This window comes from Streptomyces sp. NPDC026538, from assembly GCF_055567535.1.
Map to the genome: position 1 here is coordinate 1,018,583 of NZ_JBVHQG010000002.1, position 25,002 is coordinate 1,043,584.

Here is a 25,002-nt window from a genome sequence, read left to right on the forward strand (position 1 = left end):
ATCGATTGTTGGTTCAAATTTGGATGACTGCGCTACGGCGGCACGCTAGCCCAATATCCAAATTTGAACAACAGGTAGACTCGATGCCATGGCCGCCGCCCAGGAACACCCCGCAGAGCTGCCCGAATGCCCGTCCCACGCGGGCGATGGGCTGCTCCCGGCCGAGCTGCGCGCCTGGATGCTGCTGCTGGCCGCGACCGGGGCGGTGGAGCAGCGGCTGCGGTCGGTCGTGAAGAAGCGGCTGGACGTCTCGCACGACGAGTTCCTGATCCTGTGCCTGCTGGCCGAGCAGCCGCGCGAGGGCCTGCGGATGACCCGGATCGCCGAGCTGCTGGGCCGCCCCAAGACCCGCCTCACCTACCAGATCGCCTGCCTCCAGCACGCCGGGCTGGTCACCCGAAAGGCCGCCTGCGAGGACCGGCGGGGCATCGAGGTCGCCCTCACCGACAAGGCCCGGAGCCTCCTCGAGGACGCCTCCGCCACCCTCGCCGAGACGGTCGGGGAGGCGTTCGCCCACGTGGTCGGAGCGGACCAGCGCGAGGCCCTGAGCGCGCTCGTGCCGAGGCTCGCCGAGGGCACGCGCTGACCGCACGAATCAGGCCACTTCCCCCCTCGGGAGGCTCAGGTCACAACCACGGAGAGGGCAAGGTCACAGCCCCGTCACCCGTGCACTTTTGGCGCTCTGCCCTAGCATCCGAGCATGACGGTCCTGCCTGACGACGGGCTCTCACTGGCCGCCGAGTTCCCTGACGCGACACACGAGCAGTGGCAACACCTCGTGGCGGGTGTACTGCGCAAGTCGGGCAGGGAAGTCTCGGGCGAGGCCGCTGAGGACGCTCTGTCCACGACGCTGGAGGACGGGCTGCGCACCCGTCCCCTCTACACCGCGCGCGACACGGCGCCCGACCCCGGCCTGCCCGGCTTCGCGCCGTTTGTGCGCGGCGGCCGGCCCGAGGGCGGCACCGGGGGCGGCTGGGACATAAGGCAGCGGCACGCGGCAGCCCCCGACGGCGCGGTCCTGACCGATCTGGAGAACGGCGTCGCCTCGCTCTGGCTGCTGGTCGGCCAGGGCGGCATCCCGGTGTCCGGCCTCGCCCGCGCCCTCGACGGCGTCTACCTCGACCTGGCCCCGGTCGTCCTCGACGCCGGCCGCGAGGTGCCGGAGGCGGCCGCCGAGCTGTTCCGGCTCTACGACGAGAAGGGCGTCGACCCCAAGGCCGTACGCGGCAACCTGGGCGCCGACCCGCTCGGCTTCGAGGCGCGTACGGGTGAGTCCCTGGACTTCGCGCCGGTCGCCGATCTCGCGCGGCGGTGCGCCGAGGAGTTCCCGGGGGTGCGGGCGCTGACCGTGGACGCGCTGCCGTACCACGAGGCGGGCGGTTCGGCCGGGCAGGAGCTCGGCGTCTCGCTGGCCACCGGGGTGGCCTACCTCCGGGAGCTGACCGAGGCCGGGATGGGCGTCGCACAGGCCCTCGGGCAGCTGGAGTTCCGGTACGCGGCGACCGCCGACCAGTTCCTGACGATCGCCAAGCTGCGCGCCGCGCGCCGGCTGTGGGCACGGGTCGCCGAGGTCAGCGGGGCGGCCGACGCGGGCGCCCAGGTGCAGCACGCGGTCACCTCGCCGGTGATGATGAGCCGCCGCGACCCGTGGGTGAACATGCTGCGCACCACGGTGGCCACCCTCGCCGCCGGGGTGGGCGGCGCCGACGCGGTCACCGTGCTGCCGTTCGACCACGCCCTCGGCCTGCCGGACGCGTTCGCCCGCCGTATCGCCCGCAACACCTCGACGATCCTGGTCGAGGAGTCGCATCTGGCCCGGGTGATCGACCCGGCGGGCGGCTCCTGGTACGTGGAGCGGCTCACCGACGAACTCGCCCACGCGGGCTGGGAGTTCTTCCGGTCGATCGAGCGGGACGGCGGCCAGGCGGCCGTGCTGCGCTCGGGCCGGCTGCGCACGGACCTCGCGACGACCTGGGCGGAGCGCTCCAAGAAGCTCGCCAGGCGCCGCGAACCCATCACCGGCGTCAGCGAGTTCCCGCTCCTGGCCGAGAAGCCGCCGGTGCGCGAACCCGCCCCCGAGCCGCCGTCCGGCGGACTGCCCCGGGTGCGCCGGGACGAGGCCTACGAGGAGCTGCGCGCCCGCTCGGACGCGCACCTCGCGGCGACCGGCGCCCGCCCCCGGATCTACCTGGCGACGATCGGCCCGGCCGCCGCGTACACCGCGCGCGCCGGTTTCGCCGCCAACCTCTTCCAGGCCGGCGGCATCGAAACCGTCACCGAGGGCAGCTTCGAGGAGAGCGGCGCCACCGAGGCGGTGCTCTGCTCCAGCGACGCGCTCTACGCCGAACAGGCCCCGAAAACCGCCGAGTCGCTGAAGGCGGCCGGTGCCCGGCACGTGTTCCTCGCGGGCCGGGGCGAGTTCGCCGGTGTCGACTCGTACGTCTTCGCGGGCTGCGACGCCGTGGCCGTGCTGTCCGAGACTCTTGACCGCATGGGAGTGTCCTGATGGGAATCCCCGACTTCTCCGGCATCGAGCTGGGGACCCCCGTCACCGAGGGCGGTGACGCTCAGTGGCGTACGGCCGTCAAGCACGCCAACGGCGGCGAGGCCCCGGTCTGGGAGACCCCGGAGGGCATCGGGGTCAAGCCGCTCTACACCGGCCGTGACCTGGAGGGCCTGGACTTCCTCGGGACGTACCCGGGCATCGCGCCGTATCTACGCGGCCCCTACCCGACGATGTACGTCAACCAGCCCTGGACCATCCGCCAGTACGCGGGCTTCTCCACCGCCGAGGAGTCCAACGCCTTCTACCGGCGCAACCTCGCGGCCGGCCAGAAGGGCCTGTCGGTCGCCTTCGACCTGCCCACGCACCGGGGGTACGACAGCGACCACCCGCGGGTGACCGGTGACGTCGGCATGGCGGGCGTGGCGATCGACTCGATCTACGACATGCGCCAGCTGTTCGACGGGATCCCGCTGGACCGGATGACCGTGTCGATGACGATGAACGGCGCCGTGCTGCCGGTGCTCGCGCTCTACATCGTGGCGGCGGAGGAGCAGGGCGTACCGCCCGAGAAGCTGGCCGGGACCATCCAGAACGACATCCTCAAGGAGTTCATGGTCCGCAACACCTACATCTATCCGCCGAAGCCGTCGATGCGGATCATCTCCGACATCTTCGCCTTCACCTCGCAGCGGATGCCCCGCTACAACTCGATCTCCATCTCCGGCTACCACATCCAGGAGGCCGGTGCCACGGCCGACCTGGAGCTGGCGTACACGCTGGCGGACGGCGTCGAGTACATCCGGGCGGGCCGCGAAGCCGGCCTGGACGTGGACGCGTTCGCCCCGCGCCTCTCCTTCTTCTGGGCGATCGGCATGAACTTCTTCATGGAGATCGCCAAGCTGCGGGCGGCCCGGCTGCTGTGGGCCAAGCTGGTCGGCCAGTTCGAGCCGCAGAACACCAAGTCCCTCTCCCTGCGCACCCATTCGCAGACCTCGGGCTGGTCGCTGACCGCGCAGGACGTGTTCAACAACGTCACGCGGACCTGTGTGGAGGCGATGGCGGCGACCCAGGGCCACACCCAGTCACTGCACACCAACGCCCTGGACGAGGCCCTCGCCCTGCCCACCGACTTCTCGGCGCGCATCGCCCGCAACACCCAGCTGCTGATCCAGCAGGAGTCGGGGACGACGAGGGTCATCGACCCGTGGGGCGGCAGCGCCTACGTGGAGCGGCTGACCTACGACCTGGCGCGCAAGGCCTGGGCGCACATCCAGGAGGTCGAGCGGGCCGGCGGCATGGCGCAGGCCATCGACGCCGGTATCCCGAAGCTGCGCGTGGAGGAGGCGGCCGCGCGGACGCAGGCCCGGATCGACTCCGGGCGGCAGCCGGTGATCGGCGTCAACAAGTACCGGGTGGACAGCGACGAGCAGATCGAGGTCCTCAAGGTCGACAACTCCTCGGTGCGCACCCAGCAGATCGAGAAACTGCGGCGGCTGCGGGCGGAGCGGGACGACGTCGAATGCCGGGCCGCGCTCGACGCGCTGACCCGGGCGGCCGACGGCGAGGGCAACCTGCTGGAGCTGGCGGTGAACGCGGCCCGCGCCAAGGCGACCGTCGGCGAGATCTCCGACGCCCTGGAGAAGGTGTACGGCCGGCACGCGAGCCAGATCCGTACGATCTCCGGTGTGTACCGCAACGAAGCCGGTGAGTCCCCGAACGTGGACCGCACCCGGGCCCTGGTCGACGCCTTCGACGAGGCCGAGGGGCGCCGCCCGCGCATCCTGGTCGCCAAGATGGGCCAGGACGGCCACGACCGCGGTCAGAAGGTGATCGCGACCGCCTTCGCCGACCTCGGCTTCGACGTCGACGTCGGCCCGCTGTTCCAGACCCCGGAGGAGGTCGCGCGCCAGGCGGTGGAGGCGGACGTGCACGTGGTCGGCGTGTCCTCGCTGGCGGCCGGTCACCTCACCCTCGTACCGGCGCTGCGCGAGAAGCTCGCCGAGGAGGGCCGGGCGGACATCATGATCGTGGTCGGCGGGGTGATCCCGCCGCAGGACGTGCCGACCCTGCTGGAGATGGGCGCCACGGCCGTGTTCCCGCCCGGGACGGTGATTCCGGACGCGGCCCACGATTTGGTGAAGCGGCTGTCGGCGGATCTCGGGCACGACCTGTGATCGATGTCGACGCCTATGTGAAGGGTGTGCTCGACGGGAAGCGCGCGGTCGTCGCCCGCGCGATCACCCTCGTCGAGTCCACCCGGCCACAGCACCGGGTGCTGGCCCAGGAGTTGCTCACCGAGCTGCTTCCGCACAGCGGCCGGGCGCGGCGGATCGGCATCAGCGGGGTGCCGGGCGTGGGCAAGTCGACGTTCATCGACGCGTTCGGGACCATACTGACCGGGCTCGGCCACCGGGTCGCCGTGCTCGCCGTGGACCCGTCGTCCACCCGGACCGGAGGCTCGATCCTCGGCGACAAGACACGGATGGAGCGGCTGTCGGTCGACCCGGACGCCTTCGTCCGCCCCTCCCCCAGCGCCGGCACCCTCGGCGGGGTCGCCAAGGCGACCCGGGAGTCGATGGTGGTCATGGAGGCCGCCGGGTACGACGTGATCCTGGTCGAGACCGTCGGCGTCGGGCAGTCCGAGACGGCGGTCGCCGACATGGTCGACTCCTTCCTGCTGCTCAGCCTGGCCCGCACCGGCGATCAGCTCCAGGGCATCAAGAAGGGTGTCCTGGAGCTGGCCGACGTCATCGCCGTCAACAAGGCGGACGGCCCGCACGAGCGCGACGCCCGGTCCGCGGCACGGGAGTTGGCCGGCGCGCTGCGGCTGATGCACGGCAAGGACGCCTTCTGGACGCCGCCGGTGCTGAGTTGCAGCGCCCGGGAGTCGATGGGGTTGGACGTCGTCTGGGAGCGCCTCGAACAGCACCGGGCGCTGCTCGAGTCCACCGGGCGGCTCGCCGAGAAGCGCCGGGAGCAGCAGGTCGGCTGGACCTGGTCGATGGTGCGGGACGAGCTGCTCGGCCGGCTGTCCGCCCATCCGGCGGTGCGCGCGGCCGCCCCCGACCTCGAACGGCAGGTCAGGGACGGCACGTTGACGGCGACGCTGGCCGCCGAGCGGATCCTGAAGGCGTTCGGGGAATCCCCCGACGCGCCTCGGACCAGCTGATCCTGGAGCGCCTCGCGGGCCCGGGCCGCTCTGGACCGGACCGTGCCCACGGGACGGTCGCCGACCTCGGCGGCCTCCGCGTACGGCAGCCCGACGAGCTGGGTGAGGACGAACGCCTCCCGTCCCGCCGCGGGCAGCGTCGCCGGCAGATCGAGCAGCGCGACCCGTCGTCAAAGCGGGGCAGCCCGCTCGGCGGCCGGCTGCCAGTCGGGGACGTCCGCCGGGCGCGGCCGGACGGCGGCGTACCGACGGCTGTCCACGACCGCCCCGCGGGCGATCGCCAGCAGTCAGGACCGGGCCGAACAACGGCCCTCGAAGCGGTGCAGGCTGCCCGGCGCGCGCAGGAACGTGTCCTGCGCGAGGTCGTCGACCGCCTGCGGGTCGGCGCCGAGATGGGTGACGTACCAGCACGTCGCGGTGCGGGGCCCGGACGAACGCGTCCAAGGCGACCGTGTCTCCGGAGCGGCCGGCGAGCGCCCAGGCCGTGATCGACTCGTCGCGTTTCCCGTGCGGCGCGGGGCGTGCGGGCAGGACGGCGGAAGGCGGGCCGTTCGCCGTGGCCGAGCCAGAGTCCGCAGAGCAGCGCGGCGAGGAGGTGGGCGGCGAGCATCGGCGTGCTCGACTCACAGGCGGAGCGGGCCGGTTCACAGCCGCCGGCCCCGGCCCCTTATTGGTTTGCCGCCGGTCGGACGGGTCGGATAGGAAGCTCGCATGCTTAGGGGTAGCAAGGTCGGGCTCAGGGCCCGGTACGAGGCGGACGTCCCGGTCCTGCAGGCCGAGCTCCACGGCGACGTGGTCACCACCTCGCGGGCCAGCGGCCGGCCGTGGCGGCCGTTCACGCCCGGCTCGCAGGAAGCGCCGTTCGTGGTGGCCGACGAGGTGGAAGGGAACGTCTCCTTCTCCGTGGTGGAGCTGGACGGCGACACGCTGGTCGGCAGCGCGATGCTGTGGGGCATCGACACCCACAACCGCTCCGCGCACCTCGGGCTGGGGCTGCTGCCGTCCGCCCGCGGCAAGGGCTACGGCACCGACGTGGTCGCCGTGCTGTGCCACTACGGCTTCGTCGTGCGCGGTCTGCACCGGCTCCAGGTCGACACGCTGGCGGACAACACCGCGATGCTGCGCTCCGCCGAGCGCAACGGCTTCGTCCGCGAGGCTGTACTGCGCTCCGCGGCCTGGGTGATGGGCGAGTTCCTCGACGAGGTACTGCTCGGCCTCCTCGCCCAGGACTGGAAGCCGGCCCCGGAGGGCTAGGTCGGGCCGAGACGGCCTCCTGGCCTGTCCTTCACGCCGGACGGGAGAGTTGTCCGCGCACCCATGCGGGGTCGGGGTTGGTGTGCGGCCGGCCCGCCACGACGACCGTCGGCACGGTCTCGTTCCCCTCGTTGGCCGCCCGCACCGCGGCGGCTCCCGCCGGGTCGCGCCAGATGTTGACCCAGTGCACCTGCCGTGCGCCGCGGCCCAGCCGGAAGCGCAGCCGTATGCAGTACTGGCAGCCCGGCCGCCAGAAGACGACCGGCCGACCGTCGGCCGCGCTCCGGCGAGCGGCCTCCAGGGCGCCGATCGACCGCGGGAACACGAGAGGTGAGTTCACCCCCGCGACCAGCACGAACACCAGCAGGACGGCCACGGCGGCGGAGGGGCTCCCCCGCAGGACCAGGCCGGTCCCCATGACTGATCCGCAGAGCACGAACAGCATCGGCAGGATCCAGGCGCGCGTCATGGTGACGCAGCCTACCGATGTGTCGGACTGCTCCTCGAACCCGACGACCGGGGCCGCGCACGGTGGGCACCGGTGCGCGGCCCGCTCTGCGTCGCCCTCACGGGGTCATTCCGCGATGAGGCTCTTGACCGCCTCCTGGATCAGGTCGGCGACCTTCCCGGGGTGGGCGAGCATGACCAGGTGGGAGGAGTCGACCTCGATGGTGGTCATGCCGGCGCGCTCGTAGCCGTAGCGCTCGACGTCGGGGTTGATGGTGCGGTCCGAGGAGGAGACCAGGCCCCAGGACGGCTTGGTCTTCCAGGCCGCGACGGGGGCCGGCTCGGCGAAGGCCGCGCCGGCCAGGGGCCGTTGGGAGACGGCGAGCACCTTGGCCAGGGCCGGGTCCACGTCGGCGGCGAAGATCGCGGGAAACCTGTCGGTGTCGACCGTCACGTCGGTGCCGGGCTCCGCCGATCCCTCGACCGGGAACGGCGTGTACACCAGGGCCGAGGCCAGCTCGGAGTCCGGGAACCGGCCCTGCAGCTCGCCGAGGCTCTCCCCCTCCTCCAGGGCGTAGCCGGCCAGGTAGACGAGGGCCTTCACGTTGTCCTCGGCACCGGCGACGGTGATGACGGCACCGCCGTAGGAGTGCCCCACCAGGACGACGGGGCCGGGTATGGCGCGGACCACCGAGGCGATGTAGGCGGCGTCGCCCGTCAGGCTGCGGTTGGGCACGGCCGGGGCGAGCACCTTCAGCCCGTCGGCGAGCAGTTCGGGGATGACCCGGGCGAAGCTGGACGCGTCGGCGAAGGCGCCGTGCACCAGGACGACGGTGGGTGCGGGGTCGGTCATGGGAGTTCCTTGTCGGCTGTCCAGGGGCGGGCGGGGTCGGGCGGGGCCGGGCGGCGCGGGTCGACGCCGAGGTCCGTGTCGACGTCGTGTCCGGCCGCCGCACGGTCGGGGGCGGGGTGCGCGATGTCGGCCCCCAGGTCGAAGGCGGCGGTGTCGATCGCCTCCGCCGGCTCGGCCTCCTCGCGTTCCGCCCGGACCCGGCGGTGGCGCTCGGTCAGCCGTTCCCTGAGGTGCCTGAGGTGCGGGTGGCCGTCGGGCGCTGCCGACGGCTCACCGGTGTTCACACCGCGCCCCGGATCAGGCGGTGTGGAGGGCGGCGTGCAGGGTGCGTACGGCCATCGAGATGGCGGCCTCTGCGGCGTGCGTCTCGCGCAGGGCGTTGAGCATCACGAAGTCGTGGATGATGCCCTGGAAGCGGACCGCGGTGACGGGCACACCGGCCTCGCGGAGCTTGTTGGCGTACGCCTCGCCCTCGTCGCGCAGCACGTCGGCCTCGCCGGTGATGACCAGGGCCGGGGGCAGGTCCGTGAGCTGCTCGGTGGTGGCGCGCAGCGGGGACGCGGTGATCTGGGCGCGCTCGGCCTCGTCGGTCGTGTACTGGTCCCAGAACCAGAACATGCCGTCGCGGCGCAGGAAGTAGCCCTCGGCGAACTGGTGGTAGGACGGCGTGTCGAAGCCGGCGTCGGTCACCGGGTAGAACAGCACCTGCTGGAGCAGCGGGAGGCCGCCGCGCTCCTTGGCCATCAGGGTCAGCGCGGCCGTCATGTTGCCGCCGACCGAGTCGCCGGCCACCGCGATCCGGGTGCTGTCCAGGTCCTTGGTCGCGCCCTGCTCCACGACCCACCGGGCGACGGTCCAGTTCTGCTCGATGGCGACCGGGTAGCGCACCTCGGGCGAGAGGTCGTACTCGGGGAAGACCACGGCGGCGTTGGCGCCGACGGCCAGTTCGCGGACCAGGCGGTCGTGGGTGTGGGCGTTGCCGAAGACCCAGCCGGCGCCGTGGATGTAGATGATCACCGGCAGGGTGCCGGTGGCGCCGGCGGGCTTCACGATGCGGGCCCGGACCGTGCCGGTGGGGCCGCCGGAGACGGTGATCCACTCCTCGTCGACGGCGGGCTTGGCGATCTCGCCGGACTGCACCTCGTCGACGGCCTTGCGGCCCTCCGCCGGGGCGAGGTCGAAGAGGTACGGCGGGTTGGCGGTGGCCTCGACGAAGGCCTGGGCGGCGGGTTCGAGCACCGGCTTGACGGGCGTGAAGTCTTCGGACATGCGAGTCTCCTGGAATTGCGTGGGGCACACCGGTCGTTCCGGCGCCGTCACGCCTCACCGTAGGAGCCCGCCGCACCGGGCAGTTGTCCCCGAGCGCACTTCCGGCCACCCCGCAGCGCACGCTCGGACGCGGTGCGCGGACGGTCATCTGGGACGGAGATGGCTGACATCCCGATCCATCGCCGTGCGAAGGGAAGCATGGCCGGCGGTGGAGCGCTGTGCACGATGAGAGTCACTCCTGTGAGGAAGGTCCCCGTGTCCCAGTCGTCGTCCGAAGTCCGCTCCCCGCGCCGGAAGCCCGCCGCCGAGCCCGCCCACGGGGTGCCGGGCTGGCTGATCGCGCTGTTCGCCGTCGCCTCCGGCATGACGGTCGCCAACCTGTACTACGCCCAGCCGCTGCTGTCCGAGCTGCGCGGCGTCTTCCACATCAGCGAGGCCACCGCGGGTGCGCTGATCACACTCACCCAGGTCGGCTATGTGATCGGCATGCTCTTCCTGGTGCCGCTCGGTGACCGGCTGGAGAAGCGGAGCCTGATCACCGCCCTGCTGACGGTCACCACGCTCGCCCTGGTGGCCGCCGGTCTCGCGACCGGCTTCCCGATGCTGCTGATCGCCTCACTGATCAGCGGTGCCACCTCGGTGGTCGCGCAGATCCTGGTGCCGTTCGCCGCGAGCCTGGCGCCCGACCACGCCCGGGGCCGGATCGTCGGCCGGGTGATGAGCGGCCTGCTCACCGGCATCCTGCTGTCCCGCACGCTCAGCAGCCTGGTCTCCGGCGTCGCCGGCTGGCGGGTCGTCTACCTCGGCTCGGCCGTCCTGATGGCGCTGCTGGGCGTGGCCCTGCGGCTGGCCCTGCCCCGGCAGGCACCGACCACGTCCGTGCCGTACCACCATGTGCTGCGCTCCACGGCGGCGCTGGTGCGCACCCATCCCGCGCTGCTGCGCCGCGGCCTCTACCAGGCCGCGATGTTCGGTGCCTTCAGCGCCTTCTGGACCACCGTCTCGTACCTCCTGACCGGGCCGTACTTCCACTACTCCGCCGTCGGTGTCGGTGTGTTCGCGCTGGTCGGAGCGGCCGGCGCGGCCGTGGCGCCGCTCGCCGGACGCTGGGCCGACCACGGACTGACCCGGCGGATGACCGGTGCCGCGCTCGCGCTCGGCGCGCTGGCCTTCGTCATAGCCGGCTTCGGTCAGCACAGCGTGCTCCTGATCGCCCTGGGAGCCGTCGCACTGGACGCGGCCGTCCAGACCAGCCTCATCCTCGGCCAGCACACCGTCTACCAGCTCGACCCCCTCGCCCGCGCCCGCCTCAACAGCGCCTTCATCGCGATCTTCTTCATCGGCGGCGCCCTCGGCTCGCAGCTCGGCTCGATCGCCTACCGGGCCGGCGGCTGGAGCGCGGTCAGCCTCTTCGGGGCGGTCCTGCCGGTGCTGGCGCTGCTGTACTGGCTGACCGAGCGGCGGCAGAGCGCGAAGCGTCCGGCGTAGGGCCGTGCGGCCGGTACCGGGGAACCACCGGTCCGGTTCCCCGCCGAGCGCCCGGCCGACACTCCCCCGGTGCGCGCCGACGGGAGCCGGCGGATGCCTAGGATGCAGCGAAGATCGCCGCCCTGCCGAGGCGGGGCGCTGCGCCGGCGGGAGCGGATGATGGACCTACGGCAGATGGAAGTCGTCGTCGCGGTGGCGGACGCGGGCGGGTTCACGGCGGCGGCGCGGCGGCTGCACGTGGTCCAGTCCGCGGTCTCCGGTACGGTCCGCGCACTCGAACGCGAGCTGGGCGCCGCGCTGTTCACCCGGACCACCCACCGGGTCGGGCTCACCCCGGCCGGCGAGGCGTTCGTCCCGGCGGCCCGGCAGGCGCTGCGCGCGGCCGAGCTGGCCCGTGAGGCGGTCGACGCGGCCAAGGGGGAGCTGCGGGGCCGGGTGACGGTCGGCACGATGCAGGGGGTCTGGGCGAACCTGCACCATGCGCTGGCCGCGCTGCGGGCGGAACACCCGCGGGTGGTGGTGCGGCTGCGGCAGGCCGCGGTCATCGACCTCCGGCAGGCGCTGCGCGAGGGCACGGTGGACCTGGCGGTGGTGGCGCTGGACCGCCAGCAGCAGCGCGGGCTGGTGACCAGACTGCTGTCCCACGAGGAGATGGTGCTGGTGGCCTCACCCCGCCGGAGCCTCGCCGCGAGCGGCCCCGAGGGCACGGTCGACCTGGCCGACATCGCCGAGCTGCCGCAGGTGGAGTTCACCCCCGGCTGGGCGATCCGCGACGCGGCCGACCGCGCGTTCCGGGCGGCCGGCGTCGAGCGGGCCACGACCTTCGAGGTCAACGACATCGTGGCCGCGTCCGAACTGGTCCGCAACGACCTCGGCGTCTGCATCATGCCGCCGACCGTCGCCCACCGCTTCCCGGACCTGACCACCTACCGCTTCACCCGCCACGCGCCGAGCTGGAAGGTGATGGTGGTACGCCCGCCTGGCGAGCCCCCGGCCGCGGTCGCGGCCCTGCTGCGGCACATGACCTGACCCGGCACTCCGGCCGGCGCCACGCGCCACGCGCAAGGACCCACGCGCAGGGCGCCACGCGCAGGGCGCCGCGCGCACGGCGCCGCGCGCACGGGCCCACGGCACGGCGCGCACGGGAGGCCGGCGCCACGCGCACGGACCCACGGCACGGCGCGCACGGACCCACGGCACGGCGCGCACGGGAGGCCGACGCCACGCGCACGCGGCCTCTCGGTGCCGCCCGCAGGACACCGGCCTCGGCCCCACGGGACACCGGCGCCACCTCGCGGCGGGGTTCGGCCCCGCGGGGTGCCCGGACGTGCGGGAGCCGTCAGAAGGTGTCAGCGTCGGGGACCACGTGCATCGCGGCCTCCTCCGCCGACGCCCCGGCGCCGTCCAGGCCACGGTCGGAGGCGAACAGGTCGGTCTCGGTGTTCTCGTGGGCGCCCTCGTCCGGTGCGACGAGCCGTCCGGCGCGGACGTCGCCGACCTCGTCGTCGAGGACTTCGCCGTCCGTGTCCCAGGCGTCGCCGATGTCGTCGCCCTCCAGGACGGCGATGTCCGGGACCTCCTCGGCGAGCCGCTCGTCGAGAGTCTCCCCGCGCTGTCCCTCCGCCGCCGTGACGCCCGTGTGCTCCACGGCCCAGGGCCGCTCCGGCGGTGAGTAGCCCTCGTCCAGGGCCTCCTCGCCGGCCCGGTAGTCCAGGGTGTCCGACGCGTCCAGCAGACCCGCGTCGTCCTGCACCTCCGAACCGTCCGGCTGGTAGACGTCGTCACCCATCGCCTCGTCGGTCATACGTGCTCCATCGTCGCTCGGGCCATCAGTTCGATCCGGCCTTCATCGGAAAGGTTAGGAGGTCCGGGCCACGACCCGGGGGCGTTCTCGGCGGCCGCCCGCCGCCACTGCGCCGGTGACATGCCGTACGTCTCCCGGAAGGCACGGCTGAAGTGGGAGGGGCTGGTGAAGCCCCAGCGGGCGGCCACCGCGGCGATGGGCCGGTGGGCCGACCCGGGCCCGGCGAGTTCCTCGCGGGCCGCCTCCAGCCTCCGGGTCCGCAGCCAGGCGCCGACGGTGATGCCGTGGCGCTGGAAGAGAAGGTGCAGATAGCGCAGCGAGATGGCGTGCTGGTCGGCGATGTCCTGCGGGGTGAGTCCGGGCTCGCCCAGCCGGGTCCGCAGCGCTGCGGTGATCCGTTCCCACAGGGCCGGCTCGGGCTGCCGGCCGGCCTGGTCGAGGGCGACGGTGGCCAGGATCTCCGCCACAGTGCGGGCGAGTTGTTCGCGCCGGGCCGGGCCGGCCCGTCCGACCTCGTCGACGAGTCCGTCGAGGAGCGGCAGCAGCAGGGCCGCCGCGCCCCCTCCGGCCTCGTCCACCACCGTGGCCGTCAGCGCGTGCAGGCGCCGTTCCTCCAGGCGCAGCAGGGCGCGCGGCACCATGAGGATCCGCGCCCGCTGGCGCTCCGGCAGCACGATCCGGAACGGGCGCCGGGCGTCATGGAAGGCCAGCCGGCCGGGGCGGAGTTCGGCGGTGCGGCCGTCCTGGAGCAGCAGGGCGGTGCCGGCCAGCTGCCGGCGGACCAGGATGTGGCCGCGCGGGTCGGCGGCCACCGCGCGGGCGCTGCGCAGGACGGTTCCGGGGCCGGACTCCTCGGTGGCGATCTGGAGGGCGCCAAGGCGTTGGGAGGTGAGCTCGCCCGTCCAGGGACGGCCCGGCGCCACCGTGACCTCCAGGTCGACGAAGATCTCCGACAGCGCCCGCTGCCAGGCCGCGGGACGCTCGCCGGGTGCCGGGTCCGGAATCGCGCAGGACACCGCCGTCAGCATGGCGTCCCGTCCGCCCGGACCCGCTCCAGCCAGTCGGTCGGTGACAGCCCGAAGGTGCTGCGGAAGGCCTTGCCGAACCCGGCGGAACCGGTGAAGCCCCAGCGGCGGGCGACCTGGCCCAGGTCGACGGCGCCCGGCGGCCGGGCGGCGAGTTCCCTGCGGCACTCGTGCAGGCGCAGTTCGCGGATCCACCGGCACACCGTGGTGTTCTCGGTCTGGAACAGCCGGTGCAGGGAGCGGACCGAGATGCCGTGGACCGCGGCGATGACGGACGGGGTGAGTTCCGGGTCCGACAGCTGCCAGCGGATGTACGTCTTGACGCGCAGCAGCAGGACGCCGTCGGCACCCGGCAGTTCGGCGGGGTCCTCCCCCAGCTGATCCGCCGCGGTGGCGGCCACCAGGTCGATGACGCTTCCGGCCAGCCGCTCGGCCGTCGGCGTGGCATACGACTCGGAGGTGTCCGCCAGCCGCTCCAGCAGGGGCGCGAGCAGCGCGGGGAGTCCGCCGCTGGGGCGTACCGCACGGCCGGTGAGCCGCCGCACGTCGGCCTCCGAAAGCTCCAGCAGCCGGCGCGGAACGGCGAAGATCTTCAGCCGGAAGCGTTCCGGGAAGGCGGTGCGGAACGGGCGTACGGTCTCGAAGAACCCGATGTCGCCGGTGCGCAACTCGGTACTGCGGCCGTCCTGTTCGACCCGGGCCCGGCCGGTGCTCTGGACGGCGACGAAGACCTGGTGCCCGTCGCCGCGGGCGATGAAGCGCGGCGCCCGGTGGACCTGGCCGGGGTCGGCCTCCACCGTGGTGACCTGCAGATCCCCGAGCCGGTCGGTCCGCAGGGTCGCGTCGTAGGTGCCGCCTGAGGTGGCGATGTCCATCCCCACCAGGGTGTCGAACACGGCGTCGTGCCAGTAGTCCAGGCTCTCGCCCGGCGGCACCGAGCGGGTGGTCAGGACCCTGGTTCGGGCACCCGCCGAGACGGGCGGAAGGGTCCCGGCTCGGGCACCCGCCGAGACGGGCGGAAGGGTCCCGGCTCGGGTACCCGCGGAGGCGGTCGGACGCCGGCGTCTCTCCTCATAGGAGCCGATCGCGGTTGGCATGACGTCAGCTTCGCCGGATGAGGGGCGTCGCCGCATCAGTCGGCCGACTGGTCCTGTGCCGGTCCTCAGCCGGTTCTCGGCCGGTCCTCGCCCGGCTCTCGGCCGGTACCGTGCCCGTCAGGACAGCCGGGCGCGCAGGAAGGCGCAGCCGGTCAGGATCGCGGCCCGGGTGGGCACGCTGTCGGCGAGGGCGTGCAGTGCCACGAAGTCGTGGATCGTGCCGAGGAAGCGCACGGAGAGCGCGTCGACACCGGCCTCGGCCAGCCGGCGCGCGTACAGCTCGCCCTCGTCGCGGGCCACGTCGGCCTCGGCGGTGACGACCAGGGCCGGTGGCAGTCCGGCCAGTTGCTCCGTGCGGGCCCGCAGCGGTGCCGCGGTGGGTTCGGCGCGCCGGGCCGGATCGGGGACGTACCGGGCCCAGTAGGCGTGCAGCGCCCGGCGGGTGAGCAGGTAGCCGGTGGCGAACCGGCGCTGGGAGACGCTGTCGCAGCGGGCGTCGGTGAGCGGGTAGTAGAGCAGCTGCGCGGCGATCCGCGGCCCGCGCCGGGCCTTCGCCAGCATCGTCACGGCGGCCGCCAGGGTGGCCCCGGCGCAGTCGCCCGCCACCGCCAGCCGGCCCGGATCCAGGCCGAGTTCACCGGCCCGGTCGGCCGCCCAGGTCAGCAGGGCGTAGCACTCCTCCAGGGCATGCGGGTAACGGGCCTCGGGGGTGCGGCTGTACTCGGGGACGAGTGCGCACACGCCCGCGCCGGTGACGAGTTCGCTGATGAGGCGGGCGTGGGTCTGTGCGTCGCCGAGCGTCCACCGGCCGCCGTGCAGGTACAGCAGGGCCGGGAGCGGGCCGGTGGCCGCCGCGGGGCGGACGGTCCAGAAGCCGAGCAGCCCTGCCGGGCCGACCGGGGCCGCCTGGAAGGCCGCGTCCACGTCGAAGTCCCCGAACCGGTCGGCCTGGGTCTCGCGCAGCGCCCGCCGTGCCGTGTCCGGAGCGAGGTCGTCGAGGGCGGGCGGGGCGGCGGAGGCGGTGAGCAGGCGCTGCACCACCCGGTCGAGGACGACGGCCGTCCCCGCCGCTCCGGGCCTCATGGGCGCGCCTCCGTCCGGCCCGCCGGCCCCCCTCACCGGCCCTGCACCAGGTCGCGCAGCTGATGGCGGCTGCTGATGCCGAGTTTGGGATACACCTTGTAGAGGTGCGAGCCGACCGTGCGCGGGGAGAGGAAGAGCCGTTCGCCGATCTCCCGGTTGGACAGGCCACTCGCCACCAGCTGGACGATCTGCCGCTGCTGTGCCGTCAGCTCCCCCAGCGGGCCGCCTGCCTCGGGGGCGGGGGCGGCTCCGCTGGCGCGCAGTTCGCGGCCGGCGGCGGCCGCGAGGGGGCCGGCGCCCAGGCGTTCGGCGGTCTCCAGGACCGTGGTCAGCTGCCCGCGCGCCTCCAGGGTTCGGCGGCAACGGCGCAGCCAGTGGGCGTAGTTGAGGCGGACATGGCCGCACTCCCACGGCCAGCGGTTCGCCGCGTGGTTGACCAGGGCGAGCTGGAAATGCTCCTCGGCTTCCTCGTCCGGGCCGAGCACGGCGGTCGCGTGGTGCAGCAGCAGCGTCATCCGGGTGCTGGGCCGGTCCCCCTGTTCCGTGCGCACCCGCTCCAGGATCGGCAGGGCCTCGGCCGGCCGGCCGGTCCGCTGCGCCGTGACGGCGAGTTCGGCGATGCTCCGGGGCGACAGGAAGGGGTGCAGCGGCGAGCCGTCGGTGGTGAACAGCTCGCGCAGCTGCCGCCAGCTGTCGTCCCAGTGCCCGCGGGCCATGGCGGCGAGGCCGCGGGCGCGCAGCAGCCGGGCGTGGGTGGCCCGGTTCTCGTCCAGGGAGACGGTGCGCCAGACGGCCGGGGTGAGCTGCCAGGGCTCGTCGGGGAGGGTTCCGCGCAGCGCCCGCAGGGTCAGCGCCTGGGTCTCCAGGTCCGCCCGCAGGCGTGGCAGGCGGAGGACGGCCGCCTCGGTCATGGCGCTCTGGAGCACGGTCTGGGCCTCGGTGAACCGGCCGACGGCCAGCAGGGTGTCCACCAGGCCGAGCACCGACCAGCCGCGCAGGCCGAAGGCCCGGGCGGTGCGCAGCCGCTCGTCGGCCAGCCGGGACTGCCCCAGGTCCAGGTCGGCCTCGTCGGCGTGGTGGGCCACCGCGGCGGCCGCCAGCCGGCCGGCCGGCGCGTCCGGACCGCCGAGCGGTGCGCGGGGCGGCCGGCCGAGCGCGCGCAGCACACCGGTGGCGGTCTCGGGCCGGGCCACAACGGCGACCAGCGCTTCCATGGCCGACCGGGTACCGGGCGCGTCCAGCCGCCCGAGAGGCCCGGCCGCACCCGGGTGCCCCGCCCCGCCGCCCTCACCCCCCGGCACGTCCAGCCGGCCCGGAGACCCGGTCACTCCGGGGTGCCCCGCCCCGCCCCCGTCAGCCCGCTGAGTGCCGGGCACGTCCAGCTGACCGAGACGCCCGATTGCTCCGGGCAGCCCCGCCCCGCCCCCGTCATCCCCCGGCGCGCTCGGCTGGCCCACGGGCCCGGCCGCTCCGGCGTGCGCCGCCCCGCCCCCGTCGGCCCGGCGGGCCCGTTCGAGGAGTGCGGGCAGGGCCGCCCGGTGCTCGGGCAGTCCGGACTGGGCGGCGACGGCCGCTGCCAGGCCCGCCAGGGTGAGTGCGAGCGGGCGGCCGATCCGGGGAAAGTACTCCGAGGCGGCGGCCAGCAGCTCGAAGGCCTCCCGCTGGGCGGACTCGTGGCACAGGACGGAGGCCAGGGCGCCGGCCGCGACACAGACGGACTCCGGCTCGGCGGACTCCCGGAGGAGCCGGCCGTACAGGTCCCGTACCCAGCCGGGGTCCCCCACCGCCTGCGCGGCCGTCAGGGCCTCGGCCAGCCGACGGGCGTGTTCCGGCCGCCGCGGGCTGAGCCGGGCCGCCTGTTCCAGGGCCCGGGCGGCCTGTACGGCGTCGCCGCGCCGCCAGGCGGAGGTCGCCAGCGCGGCGGCGACGAACGCGTCGGCGCCCACGGTGACGGCGGCCAGGTGCCGGGCCGTGTCCTCCGGCAGTACGGCGACCTCGGCGAGGTCCCGGTGGGCCTGCTGGCGCTCTCCCGCGGGGTGCCGCAGATACGCGGCCGACCGCGCCAGCGGATGCCGGAAGACGAGCCGGTCCTCGACCAGCGAGACGAGTCCGGCGGCCTCCGCCGGGGCCCACACCGCGAGGTCGCCGGTGTCCAGGGCCGTCATGACGGCGGCGACGGTCTCGCCGGGTCCGGCGGCCGCCGCGTACAGCAGGGCGCGCCGGGTGCCGGCCGGGAGCGCGTCGAGTCGTACCCCGAAGACGGGCTCGGCGGGCGCGCGCCGCACCCCTCCCACGGGGCCGGGCACGCTGCGGCTCAGTTCGACCAGTGCCAACGGGTTGCCCTCGGCCTCCGCCAGGATCTCCAGCCGGTGCCGGCCGCTGGGCGGCGCGGGCTGCAGGTCCAGCAGCGCGGCGGCCGACGCGTCGTCCAGCGGGCCCAGGCTCAGGATCTCGGTGCCGGGAGGCAGGCCGGGCAGGGCGGTCTCGTGGCGGGCGGCGAGCAGCACCGTCAGCGGGCGGCCGGCCAGCAGCCGGGCGGCGGCGAACAGCGCCTCCACGGTGGCGCGGTCGCACAGGTCGGCGTCGTCCACGCACACCAGCACCGGCCGGGCGGCGGCGAGCCGGTCGAGCAGCGCGGTCAGCGCCGCCCGCAGCTCTCCCTCGTCCGGGCGGTCGTCCCCGTGGAGTACGGCCGTCAGCACCCGCTGGGACACGGCCGGCAGGGCGGCCACCGCGGCCGGCACCGGCGGCGCCAGCAGCTGTTGCAGGCAGGCACGGGCATGCCGTGGGTCACCGGCCCAGCCCTGTGCCGAGAGCACCGCCACGCCCTGGGCGGCGGCCAGCTCACGGACGCGCCGGAGCAGGGCCGTCCGTCCGATCCCCTCCTCGCCGAGGACCAGCAGGGTCTGGGGAGTGCCGGGCTCGCCTGTCACGTACCGCAGGATCCGCTCGATCTCGCCGTCCCGGCCCAGAACGGCGGCCTCGGCGGCGATCGCGGGCTGCTGAGGTGACTGGACCGTCATGCACGTACTCCCGTGGCGGTGGGCGTTCTCCCTGGCCAGAGCCATTGTCCCGGCGGCCGGGCAGCCACGCTTCTGTCACATGACCAGTCACCCGCGGCCGCTGCCGCGCAGACCGCCGCTGGCAGGATTGCCGTGTCAGGAGCCCCACGGCCTCTGACGACCTCTGACGACCTCTGCGACAAGGACCGCTCATGCACACCGGCACCGACCGTCCCACCGATCCGGTCGTCCTGGGCCGGGCCGCCGAACTGGCCCGGCTCGACCGGCTGCTCGGGGCGGTGGCCGGCGGCGGCCCCCAGGTGCTGGTGTTGACCGGGGAGCCGGGGGCGGGCAAGAGCACCCTCGTGGACCGGGCGGCCGAGCGGGGGCGGGCGCTGGGCTTCGGCGTCCTGCGGGTGCGCGGCAGTGAGGGCGAGACCGGGCTCGGTCTGTCCGGCGTGCACCAGCTGCTGCATCCGCTGCTGCCCGGTGACGGTCTGCCCGCGGCGCACCGGGAGGCTCTGGACCAGGCCTTCGGCCCGGGGGCGGCGGAGTACGAACTGCGACTGGACCAGTTGTCGCTGTGCGTCGGTGTGCTCGGGCTCATCACCGGGGCCGCCGCGCACCGGCCGCTGCTCCTGCTGGTGGACGACGCCCAGTGGCTGGACCTCGGCTCGGTGGACGTGCTGGCCTTTCTGGCCCGACGGCTGGAGGGCAAGCCGGTGGTGCTGCTGCTGGCCGCCCGTGAGGACGGCGTGCCGGCCCGGTTCGACCGGGACTTCCCGCAGGTCACCGTGGGCCCGCTGAGCCGGACGGCGGCCGGGCAGCTGCTGGACGCGCAGCCGGATCCACCGCGCGGCAAGGCGCGCGCGGAGATCCTCCGGCAGGCGGCCGGCAATCCGCTGGCCCTGATCGAGCTGCCGCGTGCCCTGGCCCGGGGGCGAGCGGCGGGCGCCGGAGGAGGTGCCGGAGGCACAGGCGGTGCCGGGGGTACGGCCCTTCCGCTCACCGCGCGGCTGGAGAACCTGTTCGCCGCCGATCTGCCCGGTCTGCCCGCGCCCACCCGGGAGGCCCTGCTGCTGGTGGCCGCGGCAGGTACGGCGGAGCTGGCCCATCTCATCCGGGCCGCCCCGGAGCTGGACGTCGTCCGGGCTCTGGACCCGGCCGAGCGTGTCGGGCTGGTCCGGGTGGCGGACGGCCGGGTGCTGCCGCGGCACCCGCTGGTCCGCTCGGCCGTGTACCACGCGGCCTCCTTCCACGAGCGCCGGCAGGCCCATCTCGCCCTGGCCGGCGCGCTCGCCGGGGAGCCGGACCGCCGCGCCTGGCAGCTGGCCGCCGCGGCGACCGGCCAGGACGCGGAGGTCGCCGACGCTTTGGCGGAGAGCGCCGAGCGGGCCCGAAGCCGGGGCGGTTACGCGGCGACCGCGACCGCGCTGGAACGCGCGGCCGAGCTGACACCGGATCCGGGGCTGCGCGCCCGGCGGCTGCTGACGGCCGCCCAGTCGGCGATGTTCGCCGGGCACCCGCAGTGGGTCGGCGAGATGAGCGGCCGGGTCGGCGGTCTGACCGAGGACCCCCGGCTGCGCGCCGAGGCCTCGCTGCTGGGCGGCTGGGCCCTCGGGGTCACGCTCCGCCACGAGGAGGCGCTGGCGTTGCTGCTGGGCGTCGCCGAGGCCACCGCCGCCTCGGTTCCGGGCCTGGCCCTGGGCGCCCTGAGCACGGCCGCGACATCCGTCTACAACTCAGGCGCGCCCTACCACCGCGCGGAACTCCGCCGGATCGGCGAGCTGATCGACGGGGACGGCGATCCGGCCGGCCGCTCCTGGGCCCTGGCGGTCGTCGACCCCCATCGTGAACGGCCGCTGCTCATGAGCCACCTGGCGGACGGGCTGGCCGAGCTGGCCCGCGAGGAGAGCCTCGGGAACCTCACGGCGGTGGGCGGCACGACGTGGATCCTGGACGAGACCGAGCAGGCCGTACGCGTCCTCGGCCGCACGATCGACGTCCTGCGCCGCGCGGGCAGCGCGGGTACGAACGCGACCGTGACCCAGGCACTCGCCCTGGCCCTGTTCGAGAACGGCTCGTGGGCGACGGCCGAGGAGGCGGCCGACGAGGCGTTCTGGATGGGCACGGAGGCGGGCGCCGACAACGTGACCGTGGGCGCCCGCATCCTGCGGGCGACGCTGTGCGCGCTGCGGGGCGACCCGGCGGCGGCCCGGGCCCAGGCGGCGGAGGCCGTACGCGGGGTGGACCTGCGCAAGTCCCTGAGTCTCCAGGTCCGGCACCGGCACGCCCTGGGCATGGCCGCGTTCGTCGCCGGGGACCACGCCGGCGCCTACGAGCAGCTGCGCGCCGCTTTCACCCGCGACTTCCGCCCCGCCCCCGTCCACTACCACGCCTCCCTCTACTACCTGGGCGACCTGGCCGCCGCCGCGGTCCGCGCCGGGCGGACGGACGACGCGCGCACGGTGGTCGACGGCGTGACGCAGGAGCTGAAGCCCGACCCCTCCCCGCGGCTGGCCGCCGTACTGCACCGGGCCACCGCCCTGCTGACCGACACCGACGACGCCGAGCGGCATTTCCAGGCCGCTCTCGACGGCTCCGGCACCGACCGCTGGCCGTTCGAGAAGGCGCTGGCCCACCTCGACTTCGGCGAGTGGCTGCGCCGGCGCCGCCGCGGTGCCGAGGCCCGCCGGCATCTCGGCGCGGCGCTGGAGTGCTTCGAGCGGCTGGACGCCCGCCCCTGGACCGAGCGGGCGGCGGCGGAACTGCGGGCGGCGGGTACGGCGGGGGCCACCGCCCCGGCCGGTGAACTCACCCCGCAGGAACGCCAGATCGCCGAACTGGCCGCCCAGGGCCTGACCAACCGCGACATCGCGGCCCGGCTCTATCTCTCGCCGCGCACGGTCGGCTACCACCTGCACAAGATCTTCCCCAAGCTGGGCATCACGGCCAGGGCGCAGCTCCGGGACGCCCTCACCGCGGGGGAAGACGCCGGCGGCGGCTGAGGGCCGCCCACCGGGCCGGTCGCGGCGCCGTGCCCCGGCGATCAGGTCGGCGGCCGTACCCGGCCGGCGCCGAGTTCGTCGAGCATCTGCTCGTGCGTGAGTTTCCCCGGGCCGGCCCTGCGACCAGCCACGACGGTGCCGCAGCCGGTCGACGGCACAGCACGGCGCCGACCACGCCGGTGCGTGCGGTTGTAGTCCGTCGCGCGGCACGGGATGCTGAGTGAGCACGAGGGGAAGCGGTGCCATGGATCGTTTTCCGAATGCTGCCAACGTCGAATTCCACAGTCCTCTGGACCTCACCAAGGCCGCCACCGCCGTGCTGGACGCGGAGGGACGCGTCTCCGGCTGGAGCATCTCGGCCCAGCGTCTCCTCGGACATTCACCCGAGGAAGTGCTCGGCCGGTCGGCCGACCGGCTGCTGGCGGCGGCCCCGGGCCCGCCACTGTCCGCTCTCTGCAAGGCGCGCCGCCCCCGCAGCACGGTCCTGGACCTCCGCTGCCGGGACGGACACACCCTGCGCGCCGCGGTGACGTTCGGTCCGCTCACCCACGAGGGTGTCGCCGCGACCGTGGTGGTCGCGGCCGAGCTGACGGCCCTGCGCGGCTGGGAGGCGCAGCTGGCGATGTTGCAGGGGCTGGCCACCGAGTCCTCCGTGGGCCTGACCATCTTCGACACGGACATGCGCGTCGTCTGGGGAAACGTCTCCACCGACCAGGAGCTGGCCGGGGTCGCCCAGTACGTCGGCCGGCCCGCCGCGGATCTCTTTCCCGAGGGCGAGTTCATCTCCCGCCACCACCCCCCGGACGAGGACCAGGTGATGGAGCAGGTACTGAAGACGGGCGAACCGGTCCTCGGCATGCACTACCGCGGGCGCGCCCCCGCCGACCCGGTGCGCGAGCACGTCTGGTCGTGCTCGTACTACCGGCTGGTGGACGCCAGGGGCGAACCGCTGGGGCTGTTCGAGGAGTCCCTGGACATCACCGACCGCTACCGCGCCCAGGAACGGCTGTCGCTGCTCGTACGGGCCGGAAAGCGCATCGGCGCCTCGCTGGACGTGCGGCGGACGGCCGCGGAGCTGGCCGACGTGGCGGTGCCGCAGCTGGCCGACGAGGTGCTGGTGGATCTGCCGCCGGCGGTCATCGAGGGACGGCAGCCGCCGACCCGCTCGGCGCCGGGGCACAGTCTGCTGCGGATGCACGGCCGTACCCCGGAGGGGTTCCGGACCAGCCCGGTCTCCTATCCGCCGTCGTCACCGCAGGCGCTGAGCCTGGCCACCAACCGCCCCGTCGTCGGTGCCTCCCCGCCGGAAGGAGGGGGCTCGGCCGCCCGGCACGCCGACCTCTTCGTCCCGTTGCTCGCCCGCGACGCGGTCCTCGGTCTCGCCACCTTCCGGCGCACCAGCAACCCGGACCCCTTCGGGCCCGAGGAGCAGACGCTCGCGGTGGAGCTGGCCGAGCGGGCTGCCGTGGGCATCGACAACGCCCGCCGCTACACCAGCCAGCACGCGGCCGCCCTGGTGCTGCAGCGAAGCCTGCTGCCCCAGCGGCTGCCCGAGCAGAGCGCGGTCGAGGTGGCGTACCGCTACCTGCCCGCAGACAGCCGGGTGGGGGTGGGCGGCGACTGGTTCGACCTGATCCCGCTGTCCGGTGCCAGGGTGGGGCTGACCGTCGGCGACGTGGTCGGCCACGGTGTGCACGCGGCGGCGACCATGGGCCGGCTGCGCGCCACCGTACGGACCCTGGCGCTGCTGGACCTGGACCCGGCCGAGTTGCTGACCCGGCTGGCCGGCCTGGTCGGGCAGGACGCGGAACCCGACGAGGCCGACGGGCTGAGCGACGAGGCACTCGGCGTGACCTGTCTCTACGCGATCTACGACCCGGTCGGCGGTCGCTGCGTCTGGGCGAGCGCGGGCCACCCTCCGCCGATCGTGGCCGACGCGAGCGGCTCGGTGCCCCTGTCCGCGCCGGCGCCGGGGCCGCCCCTGGGGCTGGGCAGCCTGCCGTACGAGAACGTCGAGCTGAGCCTGTCCGACGGCAGTGTGGTGGCCTTCTTCACCGACGGTGTCGTGGAGGACCGGCGCACCGACATCGACAGCGGGATCGACCGTCTCGCCCATGTGCTCAGCTGGCAGCGATGCCCGCTGGAGGAACTGTGCGACCGGGCGATGTCGACCCTGCCGCCCGGGCCCCAGGCGGACGACGCCACGCTGCTGCTGGTGCGCACCCGGCGGCTCGGGTCCGACCGCGTGACGGACCTGGAACTGCCGCCGGACCCGGCCATGGTGGCGGACGCCCGCACGGACACCGAGCGCCAGTTGGAGAACTGGGGCCTGTCCGAACTGTCCTTCACCGCCGCGCTGGTGGTGAGCGAACTGGTCACCAACAGCATCAGGTACGCCACCGGTCCTGTGCTGCTACGGCTGATCAGGGACCGCAGTCTGCTCTGCGAGGTCTCCGACAACGCGCACACGGCGCCTCATCTGCGACGCGCCCGCCGTGACGACGAGGGAGGCCGCGGCCTGTTCCTCGTCGCCCAGGTCTCCCAGCGCTGGGGCACCCGCTACACCGCGTCCGGAAAGACCATCTGGGCGGAGTTGGCCATCCCCTAGCGCGCGGGCCGGGGACCGTCGCAGGGGGCCGTGTCGTCATCAAGCATGGGAAACGCACGCCACGGTCGCGGCGTGACGAGGTTTTCCCGGAGCCCCGGGTCCCCTGGAGGTTCAGGCCCTGCGGGCGAGCCCACCGCCTCGTGTCAACGACGCCGCGGCGGCCCCGAACCGGAGGCCGTCACCCTCGCGAACTACGGTCGCGCCATCCCCGAAGCCTGATCCTCCTCCCCCGCTTCGAACGGGCCTGACCTGGAGGAGCTGGTGGGCCGGGTGGCGCTCGGGCGCAACCGGGCGGACCGCCCCGGAGGACGACGGTCGTGTCCGGCGGCACTGCCGGGGCCGGGCGCCGGCCCGCCCTGGGACCCGCCATGCCCCCGGCAACCGTGCTG

At 74.4% G+C, this 25,002-nt stretch carries 18 protein-coding genes and 1 pseudogene; 9 read left to right on the top strand and 10 right to left on the bottom strand.

The annotated features are described in order from the left end of the window. The first annotated feature begins 88 nt into the window (after window positions 1-88). The 4 genes from ACZ4N4_RS11505 to meaB all read left to right on the top strand — a co-directional run bounded on the left by ACZ4N4_RS11505 (window position 89) and on the right by meaB (window position 5,675). A complete protein-coding gene (locus tag ACZ4N4_RS11505; RefSeq protein ID WP_467587035.1) occupies window positions 89-586 on the top strand; it encodes a MarR family winged helix-turn-helix transcriptional regulator in 498 nt (165 codons plus the stop codon). Between the two features lie 114 nt (window positions 587-700). Further along, window positions 701-2,506, top strand: a complete 1,806-nt coding sequence (locus ACZ4N4_RS11510; RefSeq protein ID WP_467587037.1) for a methylmalonyl-CoA mutase family protein — start codon at window positions 701-703, stop codon at window positions 2,504-2,506. Beyond that, window positions 2,506-4,680, top strand: coding sequence for a methylmalonyl-CoA mutase (scpA, locus tag ACZ4N4_RS11515; RefSeq protein ID WP_453566088.1), 2,175 nt, complete (start codon window positions 2,506-2,508; stop codon window positions 4,678-4,680). The genes ACZ4N4_RS11510 and scpA overlap by 1 nt, the downstream gene beginning before the upstream one ends. Further along, a complete protein-coding gene (meaB, locus tag ACZ4N4_RS11520; RefSeq protein WP_453566085.1) occupies window positions 4,677-5,675 on the top strand; it encodes a methylmalonyl Co-A mutase-associated GTPase MeaB in 999 nt (332 codons plus the stop codon). The genes scpA and meaB overlap by 4 nt, the downstream gene beginning before the upstream one ends. Here the strand turns inward: meaB and ACZ4N4_RS11525 are convergent. Then, window positions 5,669-6,206: pseudogene (locus ACZ4N4_RS11525) on the bottom strand (sigma-70 family RNA polymerase sigma factor); the annotation flags it as partial. The gene meaB and the pseudogene ACZ4N4_RS11525 sit on opposite strands and share 7 nt — an antisense overlap. A 180-nt stretch (window positions 6,207-6,386) precedes the next feature. Here ACZ4N4_RS11525 and ACZ4N4_RS11530 point away from each other — a divergent pair. Further along, window positions 6,387-6,929 (top strand): GNAT family N-acetyltransferase, encoded by a 543-nt coding sequence (locus ACZ4N4_RS11530; protein WP_453566083.1) that lies wholly within the window; start codon window positions 6,387-6,389, stop codon window positions 6,927-6,929. Between the two features lie 31 nt (window positions 6,930-6,960). Here the strand turns inward: ACZ4N4_RS11530 and ACZ4N4_RS11535 are convergent, their stop codons facing one another. The 4 genes from ACZ4N4_RS11535 to ACZ4N4_RS11550 form a co-directional block, all read right to left on the bottom strand. Continuing rightward, window positions 6,961-7,398, bottom strand: a complete 438-nt coding sequence (locus ACZ4N4_RS11535; RefSeq protein ID WP_453566081.1) for a glutaredoxin domain-containing protein — start codon at window positions 7,396-7,398, stop codon at window positions 6,961-6,963. A gap of 105 nt (window positions 7,399-7,503) precedes the next feature. Further along, on the bottom strand, window positions 7,504-8,229 hold the full coding sequence (locus ACZ4N4_RS11540; RefSeq protein WP_467587041.1) for an alpha/beta fold hydrolase: 726 nt from the start codon (window positions 8,227-8,229) through the stop codon (window positions 7,504-7,506). Then, complete coding sequence (locus ACZ4N4_RS11545) at window positions 8,226-8,513, bottom strand: hypothetical protein (RefSeq protein ID WP_467587043.1); 288 nt, start codon at window positions 8,511-8,513, stop codon at window positions 8,226-8,228. Before ACZ4N4_RS11545 ends, ACZ4N4_RS11540 begins: the two co-directional genes overlap by 4 nt. 13 nt (window positions 8,514-8,526) lie before the next feature. Beyond that, a complete protein-coding gene (locus ACZ4N4_RS11550) occupies window positions 8,527-9,498 on the bottom strand; it encodes an alpha/beta hydrolase (RefSeq protein ID WP_453566080.1) in 972 nt (323 codons plus the stop codon). 255 nt (window positions 9,499-9,753) lie between these two features. Between ACZ4N4_RS11550 and ACZ4N4_RS11555 the strand changes: the two genes are divergently transcribed. Continuing rightward, window positions 9,754-10,986 (top strand): MFS transporter, encoded by a 1,233-nt coding sequence (locus ACZ4N4_RS11555; RefSeq protein WP_467587046.1) that lies wholly within the window; start codon window positions 9,754-9,756, stop codon window positions 10,984-10,986. Window positions 10,987-11,145: 159 nt separating this feature from the next. Then, a complete protein-coding gene (locus tag ACZ4N4_RS11560; protein WP_467587048.1) occupies window positions 11,146-12,015 on the top strand; it encodes a LysR family transcriptional regulator in 870 nt (289 codons plus the stop codon). Window positions 12,016-12,325: 310 nt separating this feature from the next. Here ACZ4N4_RS11560 and ACZ4N4_RS11565 read toward each other — a convergent pair whose 3' ends face one another. The 5 genes from ACZ4N4_RS11565 to ACZ4N4_RS11585 all read right to left on the bottom strand — a co-directional run bounded on the left by ACZ4N4_RS11565 (window position 12,326) and on the right by ACZ4N4_RS11585 (window position 19,018). Further along, window positions 12,326-12,790, bottom strand: coding sequence for a DUF5709 domain-containing protein (locus tag ACZ4N4_RS11565; RefSeq protein WP_467587051.1), 465 nt, complete (start codon window positions 12,788-12,790; stop codon window positions 12,326-12,328). Continuing rightward, window positions 12,787-13,818 carry a helix-turn-helix domain-containing protein gene (locus ACZ4N4_RS11570; protein ID WP_467587053.1) on the bottom strand — a complete coding sequence of 344 codons (1,032 nt, stop codon included), beginning with the start codon at window positions 13,816-13,818 and terminating at the stop codon, window positions 12,787-12,789. The genes ACZ4N4_RS11565 and ACZ4N4_RS11570 overlap by 4 nt, the downstream gene beginning before the upstream one ends. Then, window positions 13,812-14,912 (bottom strand): AraC-like ligand-binding domain-containing protein, encoded by a 1,101-nt coding sequence (locus ACZ4N4_RS11575; protein WP_467587056.1) that lies wholly within the window; start codon window positions 14,910-14,912, stop codon window positions 13,812-13,814. The genes ACZ4N4_RS11570 and ACZ4N4_RS11575 overlap by 7 nt, the downstream gene beginning before the upstream one ends. A gap of 117 nt (window positions 14,913-15,029) precedes the next feature. Then, a complete protein-coding gene (locus tag ACZ4N4_RS11580; protein ID WP_467587058.1) occupies window positions 15,030-15,995 on the bottom strand; it encodes an alpha/beta hydrolase in 966 nt (321 codons plus the stop codon). 32 nt (window positions 15,996-16,027) lie between these two features. Beyond that, the gene (locus ACZ4N4_RS11585) at window positions 16,028-19,018 is read right to left on the bottom strand and encodes a helix-turn-helix transcriptional regulator (RefSeq protein ID WP_467587061.1); all 2,991 of its coding nucleotides are present in this window, start codon (window positions 19,016-19,018) and stop codon (window positions 16,028-16,030) included. Window positions 19,019-19,209: 191 nt separating this feature from the next. Here ACZ4N4_RS11585 and ACZ4N4_RS11590 point away from each other — a divergent pair, with 191 nt between their 5' ends. Both ACZ4N4_RS11590 and ACZ4N4_RS11595 read left to right on the top strand, forming a co-directional pair. Further along, a complete protein-coding gene (locus ACZ4N4_RS11590) occupies window positions 19,210-22,005 on the top strand; it encodes an AAA family ATPase (protein ID WP_467587063.1) in 2,796 nt (931 codons plus the stop codon). Window positions 22,006-22,249: 244 nt separating this feature from the next. Next, window positions 22,250-24,613: a SpoIIE family protein phosphatase gene (locus ACZ4N4_RS11595; RefSeq protein ID WP_467587065.1), complete on the top strand. Its 2,364-nt coding sequence runs from the start codon at window positions 22,250-22,252 to the stop codon at window positions 24,611-24,613. Window positions 24,614-25,002: the final 389 nt, after the last annotated feature.